Origin of the sequence: Paenibacillus sp. FSL R5-0744 (assembly GCF_037972555.1) — a bacterium.
Lineage (GTDB): Bacteria > Bacillota > Bacilli > Paenibacillales > Paenibacillaceae > Paenibacillus_AQ.
Genome location: NZ_CP150228.1, coordinates 3026987 through 3047163 on the forward strand (window position 1 = coordinate 3026987; position 20177 = coordinate 3047163).

At 41.0% G+C, this 20177-nt stretch carries 22 protein-coding genes; 19 read left to right on the top strand and 3 right to left on the bottom strand.

Annotated elements, in window-relative coordinates; genetic code table 11:
- Positions 1-116 precede the first annotated feature (116 nt).
- From mraY to MKY19_RS13270, 13 genes are all read left to right on the top strand, one after another.
- Positions 117-1070, top strand: coding sequence for a phospho-N-acetylmuramoyl-pentapeptide-transferase (gene mraY, locus MKY19_RS13210; protein ID WP_339803395.1), 954 nt, complete (start codon positions 117-119; stop codon positions 1068-1070).
- 47 nt (positions 1071-1117) lie between these two features.
- Complete coding sequence (locus tag MKY19_RS13215; protein WP_339271626.1) at positions 1118-1429, top strand: ArsR family transcriptional regulator; 312 nt, start codon at positions 1118-1120, stop codon at positions 1427-1429.
- Positions 1430-1511: 82 nt separating this feature from the next.
- Complete coding sequence (locus MKY19_RS13220) at positions 1512-2690, top strand: MFS transporter (RefSeq protein ID WP_339803398.1); 1179 nt, start codon at positions 1512-1514, stop codon at positions 2688-2690.
- A gap of 171 nt (positions 2691-2861) precedes the next feature.
- On the top strand, positions 2862-3482 hold the full coding sequence (locus MKY19_RS13225; protein ID WP_339803402.1) for a thermonuclease family protein: 621 nt from the start codon (positions 2862-2864) through the stop codon (positions 3480-3482).
- 150 nt (positions 3483-3632) lie between these two features.
- Positions 3633-4088 (top strand): NUDIX hydrolase, encoded by a 456-nt coding sequence (locus MKY19_RS13230; protein WP_339803405.1) that lies wholly within the window; start codon positions 3633-3635, stop codon positions 4086-4088.
- Between the two features lie 91 nt (positions 4089-4179).
- A complete protein-coding gene (locus MKY19_RS13235) occupies positions 4180-5283 on the top strand; it encodes a PRK06851 family protein (RefSeq protein WP_339803408.1) in 1104 nt (367 codons plus the stop codon).
- Between the two features lie 41 nt (positions 5284-5324).
- On the top strand, positions 5325-6173 hold the full coding sequence (locus MKY19_RS13240; RefSeq protein WP_339803411.1) for an AzlC family ABC transporter permease: 849 nt from the start codon (positions 5325-5327) through the stop codon (positions 6171-6173).
- Positions 6170-6481, top strand: coding sequence for an AzlD domain-containing protein (locus tag MKY19_RS13245; RefSeq protein WP_042187788.1), 312 nt, complete (start codon positions 6170-6172; stop codon positions 6479-6481). Before MKY19_RS13240 ends, MKY19_RS13245 begins: the two co-directional genes overlap by 4 nt.
- Positions 6482-6514: 33 nt before the next feature.
- A complete protein-coding gene (locus MKY19_RS13250; RefSeq protein WP_339803414.1) occupies positions 6515-8023 on the top strand; it encodes a PLP-dependent aminotransferase family protein in 1509 nt (502 codons plus the stop codon).
- A gap of 106 nt (positions 8024-8129) precedes the next feature.
- Positions 8130-9104: an ROK family protein gene (locus MKY19_RS13255; protein WP_339803417.1), complete on the top strand. Its 975-nt coding sequence runs from the start codon at positions 8130-8132 to the stop codon at positions 9102-9104.
- 87 nt (positions 9105-9191) lie between these two features.
- Positions 9192-9461, top strand: a complete 270-nt coding sequence (locus MKY19_RS13260) for a PQ-loop domain-containing transporter (RefSeq protein ID WP_076286400.1) — start codon at positions 9192-9194, stop codon at positions 9459-9461.
- Positions 9462-9830: 369 nt separating this feature from the next.
- A complete protein-coding gene (locus tag MKY19_RS13265; RefSeq protein ID WP_339803420.1) occupies positions 9831-10706 on the top strand; it encodes a serine/threonine protein kinase in 876 nt (291 codons plus the stop codon).
- 103 nt (positions 10707-10809) lie between these two features.
- Positions 10810-11343, top strand: coding sequence for a hypothetical protein (locus tag MKY19_RS13270; protein ID WP_339803422.1), 534 nt, complete (start codon positions 10810-10812; stop codon positions 11341-11343).
- Between the two features lie 3 nt (positions 11344-11346).
- Here the strand turns inward: MKY19_RS13270 and MKY19_RS13275 are convergent, their stop codons facing one another.
- Entirely contained in the window at positions 11347-11781 is a 435-nt protein-coding gene (locus tag MKY19_RS13275; protein ID WP_076298904.1) for a DUF4395 domain-containing protein, read from the bottom strand.
- A 162-nt stretch (positions 11782-11943) separates the two neighbouring features.
- Here MKY19_RS13275 and MKY19_RS13280 point away from each other — a divergent pair, with 162 nt between their 5' ends.
- Both MKY19_RS13280 and MKY19_RS13285 read left to right on the top strand, forming a co-directional pair.
- Positions 11944-12513, top strand: coding sequence for a TetR/AcrR family transcriptional regulator (locus MKY19_RS13280; protein WP_042187803.1), 570 nt, complete (start codon positions 11944-11946; stop codon positions 12511-12513).
- Positions 12514-12562: 49 nt separating this feature from the next.
- On the top strand, positions 12563-14017 hold the full coding sequence (locus MKY19_RS13285; protein ID WP_042193817.1) for a DHA2 family efflux MFS transporter permease subunit: 1455 nt from the start codon (positions 12563-12565) through the stop codon (positions 14015-14017).
- A gap of 158 nt (positions 14018-14175) precedes the next feature.
- Here MKY19_RS13285 and MKY19_RS13290 read toward each other — a convergent pair whose 3' ends face one another.
- Both MKY19_RS13290 and MKY19_RS13295 read right to left on the bottom strand, forming a co-directional pair.
- Complete coding sequence (locus MKY19_RS13290; RefSeq protein WP_339803425.1) at positions 14176-14994, bottom strand: SDR family oxidoreductase; 819 nt, start codon at positions 14992-14994, stop codon at positions 14176-14178.
- 58 nt (positions 14995-15052) lie between these two features.
- Positions 15053-15586 (bottom strand): PadR family transcriptional regulator, encoded by a 534-nt coding sequence (locus MKY19_RS13295; protein ID WP_052404270.1) that lies wholly within the window; start codon positions 15584-15586, stop codon positions 15053-15055.
- A 235-nt stretch (positions 15587-15821) separates the two neighbouring features.
- Between MKY19_RS13295 and MKY19_RS13300 the strand changes: the two genes are divergently transcribed.
- The 4 genes from MKY19_RS13300 to MKY19_RS13315 all read left to right on the top strand — a co-directional run bounded on the left by MKY19_RS13300 (position 15822) and on the right by MKY19_RS13315 (position 20166).
- Positions 15822-16727: a hypothetical protein gene (locus MKY19_RS13300; RefSeq protein ID WP_339803429.1), complete on the top strand. Its 906-nt coding sequence runs from the start codon at positions 15822-15824 to the stop codon at positions 16725-16727.
- A 45-nt stretch (positions 16728-16772) separates the two neighbouring features.
- Positions 16773-17537 carry a M15 family metallopeptidase gene (locus tag MKY19_RS13305; RefSeq protein WP_339803432.1) on the top strand — a complete coding sequence of 255 codons (765 nt, stop codon included), beginning with the start codon at positions 16773-16775 and terminating at the stop codon, positions 17535-17537.
- Between the two features lie 126 nt (positions 17538-17663).
- Positions 17664-18413 carry a DUF3887 domain-containing protein gene (locus MKY19_RS13310; RefSeq protein WP_339803435.1) on the top strand — a complete coding sequence of 250 codons (750 nt, stop codon included), beginning with the start codon at positions 17664-17666 and terminating at the stop codon, positions 18411-18413.
- Between the two features lie 253 nt (positions 18414-18666).
- Positions 18667-20166 carry a DHA2 family efflux MFS transporter permease subunit gene (locus tag MKY19_RS13315; RefSeq protein WP_042187809.1) on the top strand — a complete coding sequence of 500 codons (1500 nt, stop codon included), beginning with the start codon at positions 18667-18669 and terminating at the stop codon, positions 20164-20166.
- The last annotated feature ends 11 nt before the right edge of the window (positions 20167-20177 follow it).

Sequence of the window (20177 nt, forward strand, 5' to 3'; positions counted from 1 at the left end):
CAAGCGATCTTAATAACTCTCAAATCAATTTCGTGAGTGTGAGTTAGGTTCCAGAGTAGAGTATTTGGAGTGGAAGTGTTAAAATATTGTTTTTCAAAGAGGGGGCAGTTTGTTATATGTTTGGAATTATGGCTATTTCCGGCCTGTCTTTTCTTCTAGTGGCGATATTTACGCCGCTGTTGATCAGGACACTTCACAGGCTGAGGCTAACGCAGCCAATTCGCTCCGAGTTACCAGCGGATCATCAGGCCAAACGTGGTACACCGCTTATGGCAGGGTTGGTCCTGCTTATCGGGATAGCGATCTCGTTACAGTTTCATCCCGGACCTCTAATGTTACTCTTATGCGTCACGTTTTTGTTGTTCAGCTCAGTCGGATTTCTCGATGATTTCAAAAAGGCTTTTTGGCAAAATCCGTCCGGCATCACCGGTCGCTCAAAGCTAGTGTTACAATTTATTTTTACTGGGACCATTTTGTATGTGTTGTTCCATTCGTTCGGCCTGACGAGCGATATTGGGTTATTTCAAGGGCACTATCTGCAACTGCCTTTGTACCTCTATGTCGGAATCATTTTGCTGTTTGTGGTGGGCTCCGCAAATGCCATTAATTTTACAGACGGTCTTGATGGGTTACTGATTAATGTGGCCATTCCAACGTATTTTTTCTTTTTTATGATTTCGGACAAACCTGAAGTACAGACATTTTCCTTTGTCATGATCGGCTGTCTGCTTGGGCTTTTCCTTTATAATATTTATCCGGCAAGAGCGTTTATGGGCGATACAGGATCGCTGGCGATCGGTGGCTCCCTTTCCATTTTGGCTGTCATTGAGAAGGTCGAGCTTTTGATTCCAATTTTGTTTTTCGTCTATTTTGCGGAGCAGTTATCGGTCATATTACAAGTTTGGTACTATAAATGGACTAAGCTGCGGCTGTTCCGGATGGCTCCGATCCATTACCATTTCAGCTTAAAATATGGATGGAGCGAAAACAAAATCGTGATGATATTCGGTTTCATTTCGTGGGTATCCGTACTGATTTGCTGGTTAATTTGGAAATATCTCATGCACTAAATAAATTTCACATTTACAAATCTATAAAAGTAGATATAATGAAATGCATGGAACCTTTAGTGATATTTAAAGCTTTGTCTAACGAGACACGTAGTCAGATTATGATGTGGTTAAAAACTCCGGCGGAATTCTTTGATGAGAAGCCTTATTTACAACAAGGCCTTAGTTTTCGAACTGGAATATGCGTGGGAGATATTCAAGCTAAAGCGGGACTTGCACAGTCTGTTATCTCGAGTTATTTGTTGACAATGCAAAAAGCTGGTTTGTTGGAATCTGAGCGAATTGGGAAGTGGACGTACTATCGTCGAAACGAGAAGACAATTCAGGAATTTTCCGAGTATATTAAACAGAAACTATAAATGAGAGGAGGGAAGACTTTTTTTTGATAATACATATCTACAATTCTGTATATGTGAATATAAATGGAGGATTATTTTAAAAATGAAAAAGATTAACCCGTTGCTTATTATTATTCTGGCTTTAGGTGTATTTGGTATTATCACTACGGAAATGGGGATTATAGGTGTTCTACCGCAGATAACTCAAAAATTTAATATATCGACTGCACAGACTGGATGGCTTGTAAGTATATTTGCTTTAGTCGTTGCCATTTCTGGTCCATTTCTAACATTACTGGCCTCTGGTATCAATCGTAAAGTTATTCTATTAACGGCTGTGCTTATTTTTGCAGTTTCAAATGTTGTGTACGCTTATACAACTATGTTTGAAGTAATGCTGATTTTTCGTATTATCCCTGCTATTTTTCATCCTGTCTTTTTTTCAGTTGCTCTTGTGACCGCTGCTCAACTTGTCCCACCAGAAAAGAGTACTAAAGCAGTTACAAAGGTTTTCGCCGGAATTACAGTCGGGTTTGCTTTTGGTGTGCCTTTGACTTCTTATCTCGCGGACAAAATATCATTAGAAGTTGCTTTTCTGTTTGGTGCTGTTGTAAGTATAATTGCCTTTTTAGGGATACTCGCTTGGCTTCCTTCCATGCCTGTTAAAGAAAAAATGTCTTATGGCAAGCAGCTTGGTATACTACGCAAACCCCTATTATGGTTAAATATTGTGACTGTTATTTTTATCTTTGCAGCTATGTTTTCTGTATATAGTTACTTCGCTGAGTATCTTGGTCAAGTAACACAGATGAATGGATCATGGATTAGTATCATGTTGATGGCCTTTGGTATAGTCATGATTTTTGGGAATTTTTTATTTGGGGGCCTTTTGCATAAAAGCATTTCAAAGACCGTCATCATGTTTCCTCTGCTATATGCGGTAACTTACCTCTTCGTTTATTATCTAGGATCTTATTTCATTCCGATGGTTATTATCATAATCATTTGGGGGGCAGTGCATTCCGGCGGACTCATTGTCAGTCAAGCATGGTTAACGACCGAGGCGAAAGAAGCTCCCGAATTCGGTAACAGCTTGTTTATTTCATTCTCCAATCTTGGAATTACGATAGGGACTGCTATCGGTGGTTGGTTTATTTCTCATGCAGGAATACATCAGCTCATCTGGATCGGAATTATGTTTTCCCTGCTTGCTTTCTTATCGATCATAATCAAAATAAAAATTTCTAACTTAAACGTAACAGAAGCTAAGCTGGGTGATTAACGGAGATTATGAATTTATTAAAACAGCGACAGCCATGTATCTTATTTTTCTGATACATAGCTGTCGTTGTTTTCTATATTAAGTATTACAAACTTGTGTTTTTTACTATTTTGATTTATTTTAATTAGACCCCATGAAGCTATTACATATGTATAAGAAAGAGGTTTAACCATGAGTAAAACGTATCTATTAAAAATCTGCTTAGCCATCACCCTCATACTCGGAACAGCTACCGCTTGCACTTTCGCCGAGCAGTCTACTTCAGATCAAGCTCCATCTATAACAGCAAGTCCTAGCCCTAAATCTGATGCTACGGCAAAGAATACACAAGAGGATAACAGACGTTTACTAGATGCTAAGGTAACACGGGTAGTTGATGGTGACACCATGAAGCTGACTATCGACGGTAAAAAAGAAACAGTACGCTTGCTACTAGTCGATACCCCTGAATCCGTTAATCCGAACATTCCTGAGCCACAGCCATTTTCGATAGAAGCCTCTGATTATGCCAAAAAGATGCTTGCTAATAAAGATGTACAAATTGAACTAGATGTATCAGAACGAGATAAATATGGTCGTCTACTCTGTTATCTCTATATCGATGGCAAAATGTTTAATGAGCTTCTGCTAGAGCAGGGTTATGCACGTGTGGCATATGTATTTGCACCTAATACGAAATACGTAGATCAATTTAGAGCTATACAGGATAAAGCAAGAGAGCAGGGAATCGGCATCTGGAGTATTGAAAATTACGCGCAAAACAATGGCTTTCATGTTCCAAAAACGAAATGATTATCTAGTAATCGGGATTTATAGAGCTACCATGAGGTAGCTTTTTTATTTGCTTTCGAATGTTATAAATGTAATATTGTGGTATGATTCCTGTGATTATATTTGGGGATGAACAAAAAAACAAGCCATTAACGAAAAGGATGCTGTTTAATGAGTAATTATATTATGGAGCTAAGAAAACAAGTAGGTACCAGGCCGCTTATTATGGCAGGAGCCTGTGTTTTGTTGTGTAGCGAACAGCAATTACTATTACAACGTAGAACGGACAACGGTTGCTGGGGGTTACCAGGTGGCTCGATGGAGCTTGGGGAGACTTTGGAAGAGGTTGCTAAAAGGGAACTTTTTGAGGAGACAGGTTTACAAGCCAGAGGACTTGAATTGTTCGACATGTTTTCTGGACAAGAGCTTTATTACAAATATCCAAACGGTGATGAAGTATATAATGTTGTAGCCGCTTATCTATGTACAGAATTTGACGGTGCGCTTAAAGAAGATGGAATTGAAGTGCAAGAAGTCCGTTTTTTTAATTATGGAGAATTGCCTAGCGAGTTATCACCTCCTGATGTTCCAGTCATTAAGAGATTTATGGATCATTTTATGAAGTAAGACCACATCTCACTTAAAGTGTCACCTTTCCCAGGGAACCATAATACGATGAAATATGAACCATGACATTAGCCCGGAAAGGTGTGCGATTATGAACGGAACAATCCTCAATTTCTTTGCTGGCGGGAATACGGCTCACGGCTTTTACAGCCTCTATGAGTCGTCATTGCAAAGTTTAACGCGTCTATATGTTTTAAAAGGAGGCCCAGGTACGGGGCAGACCAAACTGATTAGAGAAATTGGAGAGCAGTTGAATCAACAAGGTTATGAGATCTGGTTCATCCACACTGCATCAGATAACGATTCATTCGACGGTGTGATTATTCCCAAATTAAATATAGGAATTGTGGATGGAACAGCTCCGCGAGTAATAAACCCTGAACTGCCTGAAGAGTCCATCGTATTTGTAGATTTGGAGCAGGCCGCTGATCAGTTCCAGTTGTGCCAGCAGAAGTTGGAAATCGATAATTTAGTCGGAGCCATTAAACAAGAACATGAATTGGCTTATGCTGGCTTTGCTAAAGCTCTTCGCATTCATGACGAATGGGAAGCAATTTATATCGCGAAAATGGATTTTCAAGCAGCCGACGAACTGACACAGGAGTATATTAAGCTTCTGTATGGTGATCAGAAATCTGAAAAATCCAGCCGGGTAGATCATCGTTTTTTAGGTGCGGCGACGCCTAAGGGGGCCGTGGATTTTGTTCCTAATCTAACCTCAGGACTAAAAAGATATTTGGTTAAAGGACGTGCGGGCTCCGGAAAATCTACACTGTTGAAGAAAATAGCGGCTGAAGGCATCAAACGTGGTTTCGATGTTGAAATTTACCACTGTGGCTTCGATCCAAATAGCCTTGATATGATTATTGTGCGTGAGCTTGGCTTTGCTATTTTTGATAGTACGGCTCCACATGAGTACTACCCAGATCGGGCAACCGACGAGATCGTCGATATGTATTCCCGCTGTATACTGCCTGGTACAGATGAAGAATATTCCGAAGCTATAGCCGGCATTAAAGAGCGATATTCGAGTACCATGAAACAATCCACACAACATCTTACAGACGCAAAAGTATTCCTAGTTGCATTAAAGCAAATCTATACTTCTACCCTGAATTTTGATCGAGTAGACCAGATTAAATCGCAGATTTTAGAGGAAATCAACGAGATTGTTGAAAGTCCACTGGAGGTTTAAACCTACATTTAAGATCGCTCTCTAGAGGGCGGTCTTTTTTTGTGAGAAAGAAATTGGTATGGTACATACGCACCAATGTGGTTATTTTCACTGGAACTGTATCCAAGTATGCTCTCTCTAGTAACAACGATAAGGGAGAGAAACTTATGAATGATCAAAAAGTAATGTTTAGAACAGGGCTAAAAGATGCTATCGCAATTGTTGCAGGATTTATCCCAGCTTGCTTTACGTTTGGATTGGTCGGTAAGGGGTTAGGTCTAGGAAGTCTGGAAGTATTCTTATTGTCAGCGCTCGTATTTGCGGGGGCTAGTCAATTTATCGGTGTAAAAATGCTTGCCGCAGGAGCAGCCGCTCCAGTGATTTTACTGCTTACTCTGATCATTAACTTAAGATATTTGTTTATCAGCTTATCCTTTGGAGGGCAGTTAAATCGTAACATCAGTGTACTAGCGAGAACTTGGATTGGCTTCAGTTTAACAGAAGAGGTATATGCCGTTAGTATGATCCCTCGAGAAGGAGTAAACCGTAAAACGGAGAATGAAAAAATGAACCAGCCATTGGGACTTCCTTATCTGCTAGGCCTACAAATCCCTCCCTATGTCGCTAACCTGATAGCAACAGCTTCGGGGATCACCCTTGCCTCCTATATCCCAGCTTTATATTTACCGGCGCTAAACACGTCATTATATGCCTTACTAATTGCACTTGTTGTACCTCAATTGAAAGGCAGCTTACGGAATATGGCTATATGTATTTCAGCTGCAGGATCATCTTGGCTACTGAACCCTTTGCTGGGAAACTCTTCGATTCTTATAGCTATGTTGATCGGCATGGCAGTGGGCTCCTTAATTAAAGGGCAAGTCAAAGCGGAGAAGGGGGTATCCGTATGACTATATTAATCATCATAGGTATGGCTGTTATTACATTTTTATTTCGTTTTGTGCCTTTACTGCTTACGAACCATACAAATGGTTCTTCCAAAGTCCAAGCGCTACTGGAGTATTTGCCCATAGCGGTTCTTAGTGCGTTAACGGTGCCTGGAATCATTCAGGTAGACCCAGATGTTAATCTTGTGGGTATCGCATCAGGGACTGTCGCTGTTATACTGGTATTAATTAGAAAAATTCCGCTGCTCTTCGTGATTCTAGGCTCTGTTTCCGCAGCAATACTCGTAAAAATGCTAACCCTATATTTTTAAATCAAAAGTCGGAACAGAAGGGGAGGACCTCTTATGAAGCATGATTTGCTGATCACACTCGATAAAGAACGACAAATACCATTTAGCCGTCAAATTTACGAGCAAGTTCGAAATGCTATCCATTCAGGAGCTTTAAGCGGGGGGGACCCCCTGCCTCCGTCTAGAACTTTGGCCAATCAGCTTGGAGTATCCAGAAGCGTGGTCCTTCAATCCTATGAGCTACTACAGGCAGAAGGGTATCTTGAGATGAGAAAAGGGGCGGGAACGTTTATTGCGGAGTTGACGTTGGAGGAGAAAGTTACAAAAGATTATGAGAGCCCTTACAATTTTATAACGAAGGGACCTGATGTCCTTACGCTTAATCCTCCTTCTACTAGAGAAGTTGATCATTTGAACCCGGTATTTTGCGATTTTCGACATGGTGTACCTGCTTGGGATGCGTTTCCTATGGATCAATGGCAAAAAGCTCTAATGAATGCTTGCCGCCGCGCTTCACCGGATACTTTAGGCTATGGCCCTGCGGAGGGTTCACTGGGACTACGCCGAGAAATTGCTCGTTTATTACGTTCCACGCGGTCTATGCCCGTTGTTCCAGAACAAATCGTGATTACTTCTGGAGCTACCCAAGCTCTTGATATTTTATCGAGGATTTTCTTATTTAAAGGTGATCAAGTCATTGTTGAAGATCCTTCACATAGCGTTGTGCGTGAAATATTTTCTTTTGCTGGGGTAGAGGTCATACCTGTTAAAGTAGATCAAGATGGCATCTGTGTGGAAGAGATCCAGACAAACAGTGATAACGATAAAGAAGGTAATCTTAAAAAATCGCCAAAGCTAGTCTATGTTACGCCTTCTCACCAGTTTCCTTTTGGGACGACACTGTCCTTGAAACGAAGGGTTCAGCTGTTGGATTGGGCGAAAGCTAATCATGCTTTTATTATTGAAGACGATTATGACAGTGAATATAGGTACGAGGGTCCGAAATTATCCGCGCTTGCTGGTCTAGATGTTGAGGGTCGAGTCATTTATGTAGGCAGCTTTAGTAAAGTATTATTTCCTTCTCTGCGGATAGGTTATGTTGTGCTGCCTCCGGCTTTGCTTCAACCTTTTTTGGCCGTTAAATGGATTACAGATCGCATGTCTTCTGCTTTGGATCAGGAAGCGTTAGCTGAATTTATTCAGAATGGTCACTATGCAAGGCATGTTACACAGATGGGTAAGCTGTATGCCTCTCGTAGAGCCTGTCTCGTAAATAGCTTGAATACTGAATTTGGGAGTCGAGTGCGATATTATGGCGAGGAAGCGGGGCTGCACTTACTGATTGAGCTGGAGTCGGATGCCGAAGAGAATCGTATAGCTGAAGTGGCGCTCCGTTACGGAGTTCGTGTATATCCTGCATCCTCTTATTTTCTGGAGAGTAAACCTAAGGGACCTGTGTTTCTACTAGGCTATTCTAATCTTACTGAGAATCAGATTAAGATGGGTGTGAACAGATTGATGTTAGCCGAAGTAGAAGCGACAGTTAGTAGTAGTCATTTGTAGTAGAAATGTTGGAACTTTATCATATAACTTGTATGTTCCCTCTATAGTTTCAGCCTTCAGACATTCATAATGAAAGGTGAAGTTATTTCTAATTCTGGAGGTTCTTATGAAACGCTACATTATAGGAATTGATCTCGGTGGAACGAATATCAAAGCAGGAATTTACGATTTCGATTTTATAGCTGTAAAAGAAATATCTACACCTACAGAGGCAGCTAAAGGCCCGTTACATGTGCTGGAACGGATTAGAGAAGCTGTACGTTTGATTATGGTTGAAGCGGATATTTCGTTAGATTTAGTAGAAGGTATGGGAATCGGAGTGCCCGGATTACTTGATCCGGTAGCGGGTATTTCTTTTTTCTCACCTAATTTTCCGGGGTGGGAGCAAGTACATGTTGTTGACGAGATGAAGATATTTTATGATTTTCCTATTTTCATTGATAACGATGTAAGGGTTAATCTGTATGGAGAATGGCAGCAAGGTGCAGGCAGAGGTTATAACAATCTAGTTCTGATTACTTTGGGAACGGGTTTAGGATCGGGTATTGTGAACAACGGGAAAGTAATCTACGGCACGTCTTATAGCGCTGGTGAAATTGGGCACATGAATATGTACAGGAACGGACGACCTTGTAAATGTGGGAGCTCGGGCTGCTTGGGACGATATGTCTCCGCGCTTGGCATGGTGAACACTTTTAAAGAGAAGCTGAAGGAAGGCCGAACCAGCATAATTCAGACCTGGACTAATGATCAAGAAGAGCAAATTACCGCGCTAATGATATCTGAAGCCTACGAACTCGGAGACGCTATCTCTATGGAGGTCATGCAGGAGACGGGGACTATACTTGGCTTTGGATTAGCGAATGTAGTGAATATGCTGAACCCTGATCTTATTATTGTAGGTGGGGGGATGGCAGCAGCGGGTGATAAGTTGCTCCAACCTGTAAGAGAAACTGTAAGTCAGCATGCGTTGAAGCTATCTGGCAGTAAGTGTGAAATTGTTCAAGCTTCGCTAGGGAGTCGGGCCGGAACTATTGGTGCTGCCTCTTATGCATATAGTAAGCTTAAAGAAGCAGAGTAGCTAAAAATGATTGTTAATTTAGTATGAACTGGAACCAGATGGAGCCGCCCGGAATACAACAGTAATAAAATCCCTGGAGGTGCTCATATGTTTGCAATCATGCAATTAATAGGTGGGGTGATCCTGTCTTTGGGATGGATTCCTCAAATTATTCAAATCCTTAAATCAAAATCCGTAGCCGATTTAAATTTGAAGTCGTATTTACTTATGCTGCTCGGGATTAGTCTAATGGAAGCATACGCGATAAGTTTGGCGGTTACGGGAGTAGGTTTAGCTTTTTTGATTACGAATACGATGTCCTTATGTGTTGTGTTGCTGGTTATTATTCTAGTGCTTAAATATCGAGCAAGATCATGATTGAAGTTAAGAAGGTAGGAAAAGGAATGACGTACAGTTACCGAAAAGCCGCATCTACGGATTATGCCGCAATATGACAAGAACAAGATTTGTACTGGCTAGGAAATGTTATTGTTTCACCCGATTATAGAGGTAAGGGAGCCGCGGAGTATTTGATTCGTACCATGCTTGCTGCTGCAAAAGAGGACTTACAGCTTCAAGAGTTACATTTAGTTTGTCATAATGTGAATACTAAAGGGATGTTATTATACTCCAGGTTAGGGTTTAAGCCGTATGAAATTGTCAAAAGAATAGGTCCTCATGAAACAATCATCGCCGGAATCTTTATGAAAATAGAGCTAACTTAGGTTAGTAAATGCGGAGGTACATTTGAGCGAAAAATATTTTACATACGAAATCGATGCAGTAACTTTTCAATTGCAAGAGCCTTGTGATTTTGCTTGGTTATCTAAACTTGGCAGGGTGTTCAAAGTGTTCGATCAGCAGGATTCGGGCAATCTTTCTTTTGGTGTGGAGAAGGAAGGTCAGAGGTATTTTGTGAAATTTGCTGGTGCAAAGCCTTTGACTTACGATGGAAACCCCTCGGATGCTGTTGATAATTTGATGAAAGCTATTCCGGTATATAAAGAGCTTGAATCTGAAGTGCTGATCTATCTGGTGTCACATTTTGAAGTTGGAGTGGGATATGTAGCGGTGTTTGAATGGTTTGAAGGGGAATGTTTGCATTCGCATTGGCTGTTTGCGGGAGAAGCTAAATTGAACCATCCGGAATCGCCTTTTTACCGCTATAAGCAACTATCTATTGAAAAACGTTTAGCGTCCTTAGACGTAATCTTTGCATTTCATGAACATGTTGAGTTGCAGGGGTATGTCGCTGTCGATTTTTACGATGGAAGTATTCTTTATAATTTCGCGAACGATGAAACAAGGATTTGTGATATTGATTTTTATAGAGCTAAGCCAACTGTAAATGACCTGGGAGAGAACTTCTGGGGCTCATCGAGATTCAAGTCACCGGAAGAGTTTATCTTGGGTGCACTGATTGATGAAGTTACCAATGTATTCAATATGGGCTCAACAGCATTTGTTCTTTTAGGTGGAGCCTCCGACCGGTCGTTTGAAAAATGGGAAGCCAGCCAAGCGCACTACGGTATTGCTTTACGGGCGGTTAGCCTGGAGCGTGAGCAGCGGTATCAGAGTGTGGTGGAATTTAAATTAGCTTGGGATAGAGCAGGAATTGTTTGAGGTAGGTGGGAAATGAGAACTGCTTAAGCTGTAAGATAAGAATGATAGCCCTGCTATTGTCACATGATATGATTTATAAATAGAACAAGCAGGAGGGATTTCAATGAAAAGAGACATTCAGCATGTTCCCTACGGCTATGAGCCACCGGTTGAACAACGTAAAGGGACGTTAGTGTTTTACGATTCTTTTGAACATATAACAGATCAGGAACTTGTAATCGCGGCAAAAACGGCCACCGATCGGCGTTTCACTAAGCTAGTGCTATATCCGCTTCATGAAGAAACGGTGAGACGGATGACCAAAGAGCCGGTGAGCGCTTATTATAAGCGTGAGGACCGGCTGCATGAATGGAAGAGGGAGCAAGGACTTAGCTTCATCACGGTAGAGAGTTTGGAGGGAAAGCGAAAGAAATATACTCCGCTTGATTCTGCGCTTCGACATCTTGCAGAAATCTATCCTTCGCCGATTTTTTTGTATTTAACACCTGAGGTGGCGAATCAGTTTGCGTCTTACTCCTCTTTTGAAGAATGGATTGTAAAGATCCGCTTATTGTTACCATCTGCACCTTCATCACTTCATCCAAGGCTACTAAAATTTCGCCATCGCTGGGATGTTGTTGGAGAAGGGAAAGATTAAGATTTAATGTGTGCTGCTCTGTTTACGTCTGTAATTGTACATTCTCCACTGATAATGGATAAAACATCCGATGCAAAATCCAAGTATCGCAACAGTGGCTGCCACTGCAACTAGCGCTGTGAAAATATAGGCAGCAATCGTCCACCCCGCGATGAAGCTGATCAGACCACCTGTGAGGCAGAAGACAGCAATCGTTTGGTTAAACTGTTGCTGTGACCAGTCTTCGAGTACATAGTGCGAACGTTCTTTTGTCAGAAACTTAGCAGCCAGTTTAATAATGGGATTATAGCCGAACAAGAGTCCGAGCAATCCGGCAAACAAGGGCAGCGCAAGAATCCAGTGCTGTCCTGTTAGCCATGTCAATATTACAGAAATGACGATAAACGCCTGATTAGTCTTTACTAATGGTCGTGGAATTCCTTTTGGCACGTCTTGCATTTTATTCACACCTTTCTTATTGGAATAATTATAGTATACGCTGAGGTTGAGGGAATGGGAAGTAGATTACTTTGAATTTAAGTAATTTATATGTTGACATATCTCTTAAAAATATGGTTTTATTATGTAGACCAATTGTTATAATGCAAAGGAAGTGTCAGCTTGTCGAACAAGCCGAATACGCGTGAGGCGATTCTGGACACCGCTTCGAAATTATTTTTTTCTCAGGGATATCATGCAACAGGACTAAATCAGATTATTAAAGACAGCGATTCACCGAAGGGATCTCTTTATTATTACTTCCCCCACGGTAAAGAAGAGCTGGCTTTAACATGCATTAACCGGACTAGTCTAACAGTCGCTCAGAAACTGAACTGTCATATGGAGAGCAGCAATAGTGCAGCTGAAGCAATGGAGGATTTTATTCTAGGCATGGCTATGGATGCAGTGGAATCTTCATTTGAGGGGATTGTTCCATTTAGTTTTTGGTTAGCGGCGGAGACCTCTTGTATTAGTGAGGAGCTGCGGACTGCATGTAAATCTGTGTTTATGGACTTGCAGGATGTGATCAAGAAACGCCTTCTGGAAGAAGGTGTGGAGAGCAACACTGCAGCCGATAAGGCTTCAGTAATAGTCTCATTATTTGAAGGAGCGCTTCTTCAGACGCTGACTTTACGGGATGAACAGCCGCTTCTCGCGGCGGCGAAGATTATCCCAGCAATACTTGGTTAGAGATAGACAATAGATAAGAACATCAGGGGGATTAAGAGTGGAAGCAACTATGCAAGGAAAGCAACAAAAGGAAGTAAAGAAGTTTAAAACCATTCCGATTCTAGTCTCTTTACTACTTGCAGGATTTATCGGAATGTTCAGTGAAACCGCACTGAATGTAGCTTTAAGTGATCTTATGAATGTCCTTCAAATTACTCCAGCAACAGCACAATGGTTGACGACGGCTTATCTGCTTACACTGGGAATTCTAGTACCGATTTCGGGTATGCTGCTTCAGTGGTTCTCGACTAGACAGTTGTTTGTTGCTGCTTTATGTTTTTCAATACTTGGAACGTTTTTAGCTGCAGTATCACCTAGTTTTGAGTTCCTATTAACAGCGCGTGTGGTACAAGCAATGGGTACAGCGCTTCTTTTACCACTTATGTTCAATACGATCCTTATTATCATTGCTCCTGAAAAACGTGGTGCCGCGATGGGGATGATAGGATTGGTTATCATGGTAGCACCAGCGATCGGTCCTACTATTGCCGGTCTTCTAATTGAAAGCCTTAGCTGGCACTGGATCTTCTGGCTGTCACTGCCATTCCTGGTGATCGCATTGATATTCGGGATCCTCTTCATGCAGAATGTAACGAAGGTTACGAAGCCGAAGATCGACATCCTCTCCATAGTGTTATCATCAATCGGGTTTGGTGGAATCGTGTTTGGTTTCAGTAGCGCCGGTGAAGAAGCTGGTTGGGGAAGTCCAAAAGTAATCATTGCTATCGTAGTAGGTGTGGTATCACTCTTATTGTTTGGTTTGCGCCAAATGAAGATGAAGCAGCCTATGATTAATCTGCGAGCTTTTAAATATCCAATGTTCTCTATTGGTGTGGCTATGGTATTTATTTGTATGATGGTTATCCTGTCATCCATGTTGATTCTTCCAATGTATCTTCAACAGGGTCAAGGGTATACAGCGTTCAAGGCAGGCTTGCTGCTACTTCCAGGGGGGATTATTAACGGATTGATGTCCCCAATCATGGGTCGTCTGTTCGACAAATACGGTCCCAAATGGCTCGTTATTCCGGGTCTAATTATTGCAGCTACTGCTTTGTGGTTCTTCTCCAGTATTACTGTTGCTTCTACGGTTGTATTCGTAATCGTACTTCACAGTACGCTTATGATTGGTGTGTCGATGGTATTTATGCCTGCACAAACCAACGGAATTAACCAGCTGCCGTTAGAATTATATCCAGATGGTACAGCGATCATGAATACTTTGCAGCAGGTTGCTGGTGCGATCGGTACTGCATTAGCTGTCAGCATTATGTCCGCAGGTTCTAAGAGTTATTTGAAGACTGTGGCCGATCCTGCCGATCCAGCTAATATGTTGCCTGCATTCACGCAAGGTGTACAAAATGCATTTATTTTCGGAATGAGTATGGCGATTGTAGGTCTAATCCTTGCATTCTTCGTGAAAAGAGTAGTCGTTAATCATAAAATGAATACACCAATGCATTAATCATTAATTTGTAAAATCCCCTTACGGTAGATAGTGGAGAAGGTTCATGTACGTATGAACATACCACTGTTAATCGGAGGGGATTTTTTAAATCATAACGAGAAAGAGGGACCTCTCCCCGGTAGAATACCGAGAAGCGTCCGCCACCTAACTTCTTTTTAAGAAAAATGCTGGGCTATATTAGTCAGATACTCTTCTTCATCTGTATTTTCTTTCATATGAATGAGCATTTTTGCATCTTCTCCAACAATGTACCGGAATTGACTTGTCCCATCAGTGGCGGCTTGATATATTGTTTCCGCAACAATTTCTGGAGGCGAAGCATAGGTAGGTTGTTTTTCCATCTCACCCAATTTACCCAAAAAAGCAGTAGTAAAGGGTTTATAATCCGTTAATGCATCATTAAAAAAGAACTCCATCGATCTTCCACCAAAGTCCGTTTGAATAGCACCTGGTTCAATTAACTTAACTTTAATGTTCTGTGATGCTAATTCATAAGATACGGATTCAGAAAAACCTTCTACGGCGAATTTCGTTGAATGATACAGAGACATCGTAGGAAAGGTTACTTTCCCTCCCATAGAAGAGATATTGATCAGTAAGCCATCTTGATTAGATCTAAAATGTGGCAATATGGCTTTAGTCATACTGATAAGACCAAATACGTTCACTTCAAACTGTCTTCTGATCTGCTCATCTGTAGCTACTTCTAGAAGACCCATTGTTCCATAACCAGCATTATTGAGAAGAACGTCAATTTTACCGAACCGCTTAATCGCTTCCGCTAACGCAGGTTGAATTGTATCTGATTTCTCAACATCAAGCTTTAAAACCAATACATTATCAAGTGTAATAAGTTCACTTTCTTGTTCAGGTGAACGCATCGTGGCTACGACGTTCCATCCTCTTTCAGCAAAATGTTTTGCTGTAGTTCTCCCAATGCCAGACGAAGCACCCGTTATAAAAATTGTTTTCATTAACAATTCCTCCTAAAAGTTTTCTGAGCATTACATCTTCACTTGGTACGTACAAAACTTACTTCGTAAGCACTAACTGCTCCATGTTTGACAACCCTTCGGCAATGATTTTGAGTTTTGCTTTATATTCTTCAATGCCAATTTGGATACAGATGATCTGTGCTGGATGCATTTCATCTTTATAAAGTGAATACTGCGCAAGTAACTGATCTAACTTATGTTGTGATTCCTCCTGTACCTGCTTCAACCAAAGAATCACCTTGTCATACCCAACAAATTCACCAAAGTATAGCCTCATCATAAAATCAGATTTCTTAATACTGTCAGCCTCTAGTGGGGCTAGCAAATAGGCGTTAAAACTATCTCTTCCTTTATCCGTGATGTTTAAAAGATTCTTATTAGGCTTACCTGCCTGCTGCACATTTTCCTTAGTTATCAAACCCTCCTTTTCCATGCGAGCAAGTGTGGGATAAATCGTTCCATAACTAGAACTATAGAAATTAGAGAATACATCCTCCAATAACTGTTTTATTTCGTAACCAGTCTTCGATTCTTTCATAAGCATGCCTAAAATAACATCCTGACTGTTCAAAATAGAACCTCCTTGTTGTTTAGAAATATTTGTATATCACGCTTATAATATATCGGTTAGATATATATTGTGTCAATATATATTATTTTGATACAGGTAACTTTATCGAAATCATAAATCACTTGTTCCTTGAGGATTGTTTGGAATGGGTACTATGAACCAATTAGTTTCAGGTCATTCCCGTATGTCTAAATATTAAGTACAATTACATATATGGCAAAGGGGAGGTCATCTATTGAACTGGAAAAAATCCGGCTTGTTAAGTATTGCTATAGCCCTTGGTTCAGTGACAGGATTCAGTACTTTGGGTATAGAGCCAGTATCTGCCGCAACGGCAACGGAATCTGCAGGCGTTTATAATCAATTCCAGCAGTATGTACAGAAGCCGACATCTCTTGCTAACGCACGTAATTATTTAATTAACCATATCAAAGAAGTGGATACCTGGACAGCGACTCAGATGACACTTCAGCTCGAGAATGCACAGAAGGCACATTTATCTGTATACTCAGAAAAGGTTTTTCCGGACAAGATGCAGAAAGAGATAAACAGTGCTTTTTCCAAAAGCAAAAATCTAACCTATACCTCACTCCTTAATACGATCAAAGATGCCAACGTACGGAAAGTGTTAATTGAAGGCCGGGATAAGGGATATAAGCTGGAGACCAGTGAGGGCATGTACTATCCGGTGATGCATTATGAGGGATTTAAGATCTTTAAGCCGTATATTACGAAGGACATCGCAGCTTATATTGACATCATGGCTACCGAATCTAATCAACCGAGTGTATCTGATGCAGCGATTGTAATCAGTTGGACCGAGTTAACGAATAGAGCGCTTGCAATAGAGGATTTTGTGACGAAATATCCTGCTTCTAACCGTTCAACCGCTCTTCAGAAAGAACTTCTCATTGCAACGTCTCGCTTATTATATGGAACAAGTAATACACCTGCATATGACTATGATGAGCAAGTTATCAAAACAGAAGTAAAAAAGGCGTATGAGAATGCACTAAAAAATAGCAAAGTTGATACTAGAATTCTTTCGATTTTAGAAAAGCTACTACAATTACTTAATTCTACGAATAATAAATTCACTCCTGTAATAGAAAAATTTCTAGTTGAAATCGTAAACTCGTAATTATTAGAGTATGTAAAGACAACATCTGAGAAGAGGCTGGATTAATTGAGAATTGGATCAAAAGGAATAAGAATTCCAGTTTTCGCAGTTGTGCTGTTGTTGTGGACAAACAGTATGTTTATGGGTAGCGCAGAAGCTGCTTATGTCGGCTCTTCAACAGACTCTGTGCTGCAGCAAATGCATATGGAGAAGAAGAACCATTTACCGCAAGGTTTTGTCTATCTGGATGAAGTGATTCCAACGGCACAATATGAGATTCGATATTACGGAGATAATAATTTTGTGGGGAAGCGGATTGATGGCTACAAGGCGCCTTTAGCGATATTCTCGCGGACAGCGGCAACAGCTTTAAAGGCTGTAAGTGAGGATTTAGCGGACAAAGGGTATATTCTTAAAATTTATGATGCTTATCGTCCGCAGACGGCGGTGAATCATTTTGTAAGATGGTCACAGCATGCCGTAGATACTAAAATGAAACAGCAATATTATCCGCGACTGGATAAACGTAATCTATTTAAACTTGGTTTTATAGCTAAAAAATCAGGACATTCCAGAGGTAGCACCGTCGATTTAACGATTGTAAATAAAGAAACGGGAGCTGAAGTAGATATGGGCAGCCCGTTTGATTTTTTCGGAGACATCTCCTATTACGATACGTCCTTAATCAACAAGACTCAGAAAGCAAATCGGGCAATCCTCAAAGAGGCGATGGTAAAACAGGGATTTAAACCTTACAGTAAAGAATGGTGGCATTTTACGCTGATCAAGGAACCTTATCCTAAACAATATTTTGACTTCAAGGTGGAATAACCTAGAACTTGAATGTCCATGTAAGAAGCGATTCACTTTTTTTGTTGAGCTTTACTACCATTAGGATTAGCAGATGCTGGAAACGCACATAATACTAATAGTCAAAAAAAGGGAGGTTTCGAACGGATGAACAAAATCGCGGTTGTTGTAGTGTTAAGTGTACTGTTATTGGTAAATGGATTTGGAGGAAATACCTCTTCTACGGCTTGGGCAGATGCTAGTGAAGTAAAGGTGGTTTTGAATGGTCAGGTTCTGAAATCAGATCAATATTCAGCGTATCCTAACGGTTCTACGGTCATGCTACCCCTTAGAGAGGCATCAAGCGTCTTGAAATATCAAACCACTTATCAAAAAAGTACGGACACCATTACATTAAACGGAGTCAAACAAAAGATTGAATATAAAGTAGGAAACGACTATATTACCATTAATGATAAAGAGAAAAGAGACTTTAAGGATAATGTTGTGTTTAGGAAGGAACACTTATATGTTCCGCTCTCTTTTTTCACTAGTGTAGGACTGGTAACCTCTTATAATGCTGAAGCTAATCTAGTGGAAGTTTATGCGCCCGAGGTTACAGCAAGTGTGATAGCGGGACTGCTGAGCACTGGACAATTTCAAGAGTTAGAGAATCGATTCTTTAGTGATGAAATGAAGCGTTCGCTTTCCACTACGGGTTTACAGAAATATTGGGCTGATTTTACTGCACGAGCTGGTACTTACCATGGGATAAAGTCTACTGAAAGTATTCAAAAAGAAGATCAAATGTCAATACAATGTGTACTTGGCTTTGCTGTAACGGATGCGTCCCTTGAGTTTGTTCTCAATAAGTCTGGTAAGATTGTTGAATTAAAAGGAAACCTTCCTTCCATTTAATCTTGAGAATAATAATGATTTAGGTTTAGAACAACAGGCTATGCGTGCGTTCCTTAAGAAGAAATTTCTTCTTGGGACCATGCATAGCCTTTTTTGTGTTTCAATAAACATTCTGAGATTAACGTAAATGCAATGTATTTTTATTGTAAAAAAGGGTTTTATTTGTTGACTTTCACATTCATCGAAGGTAAATTAAAATTTGAAATAATTGTTAAAGCATTTAACTAAATTAGAGAAAAGAGTGGAGTACTGGATGACAAAATCAATTACTCAGAGTAGCCCGACAGAAGAACGGCCCTTCTCGCTAAGAGCGATCCTCCCCCCGCTTCTTGCTATTATCGTCGGAATGATTATGGTTATTCTGGATGGAACCGTCGTGAATGTGGCTATACCCAAACTGGTGGACTATTTTTCTTCAGATTTAAAAACGATTCAGTGGGCGATTACAGGTTACACGTTAGCTTTAGCTGCTGTAATACCGCTCGCAGGCTGGATGACAGATCGCTTCGGTTCTAAACAAGTGTTTCTGGTGACGCTCACGTTGTTCATTCTTGGCTCCATGTTATGTTCTGTGGCTCAAACTTCTTCGCAGCTTGTTATTTTTCGTGTGATCCAAGGACTTGGTGGGGGGATGGTAGCTCCTATTGGGATGGCTATGGTGTTTAAGTTAGCTCCAGCAGAACGAAGAGGATCGATTATGGGCATGCTTGGGATTCCCATGCTGCTTGCACCTGCACTTGGCCCGATATTGTCCGGATGGCTTGTTGAATATGTTAGCTGGCATTGGATCTTCCTGATTAACGTGCCGATTGGGATTGTTGGTATTATTCTTGGTGTTAAGTATTTGCCCAAGACAGAGAAGATCGGTAAAGGCAACCTCGACATACTTGGCATTATACTGGCACCGATTGCGTTTTCCATGCTAGCTTATGGAGTAAATGAAGGCGGGTCGAATAGTTGGTCATCGACTCCAGCAATCCTTGGATTATCTGTTGGGGGCGTTGCACTGATTCTATTTATAATCGTTGAGCTGCGGCATAAACAGCCTTTGCTGGATCTGCGCGTCTTTCGCTCCTCAGATTTCACCCGCGGCATTATTTTAACATGGGTCATGCAAGCCGCATTGTTTGGTTCCATGCTGTTCGTGCCGCTATACTTACAGCAGATTCGGGCTTATACACCACTAGAGACGGGGCTGATTCTGCTTCCGCAAGCTTTAGCTTGTGTAATCGGTATGCCGCTTGGTGGTAAATTGTTTGATAAGATAGGGGCACGACCGCTGGCTTTTGTGGGTCTGAGCATCATTACAGTTACCCTATTCCTACTGTCTGGGATTTCGATGACTACAAGTCTAAACACCATTATGATGTATCTTGCTTTATTAGGATTTGGGATGGGTATAGCGATGATGCCACTCAATACACATGTTCTAAATGCAGCACCGCGTGAATTGGTGAGCCGGGTCACATCGCTTACAGCAGCGGCACAGCAGGTGGTTGTGGCCTTTGCCGTAGCAGGCTTGACGGGTTATCTGACAAGTCAAATCACTGTGCATATGGGAGCATTGAAAGCAGGAAGTAATCCTTTATCGGCAGCAGTTCTAGGTTTTGATGATGTATTTTTTCTATCTGGTTGTATAGCTGTAGTCGGTGTACTTATGAGTATTATCCTGCGCAAACCAAAGCTTTCCTCGAATGATTCCTCCTCCGAAGAGAGTCAGAAAGCAGATGCAGCAATGATGATGGGACATTAATTTATACGATA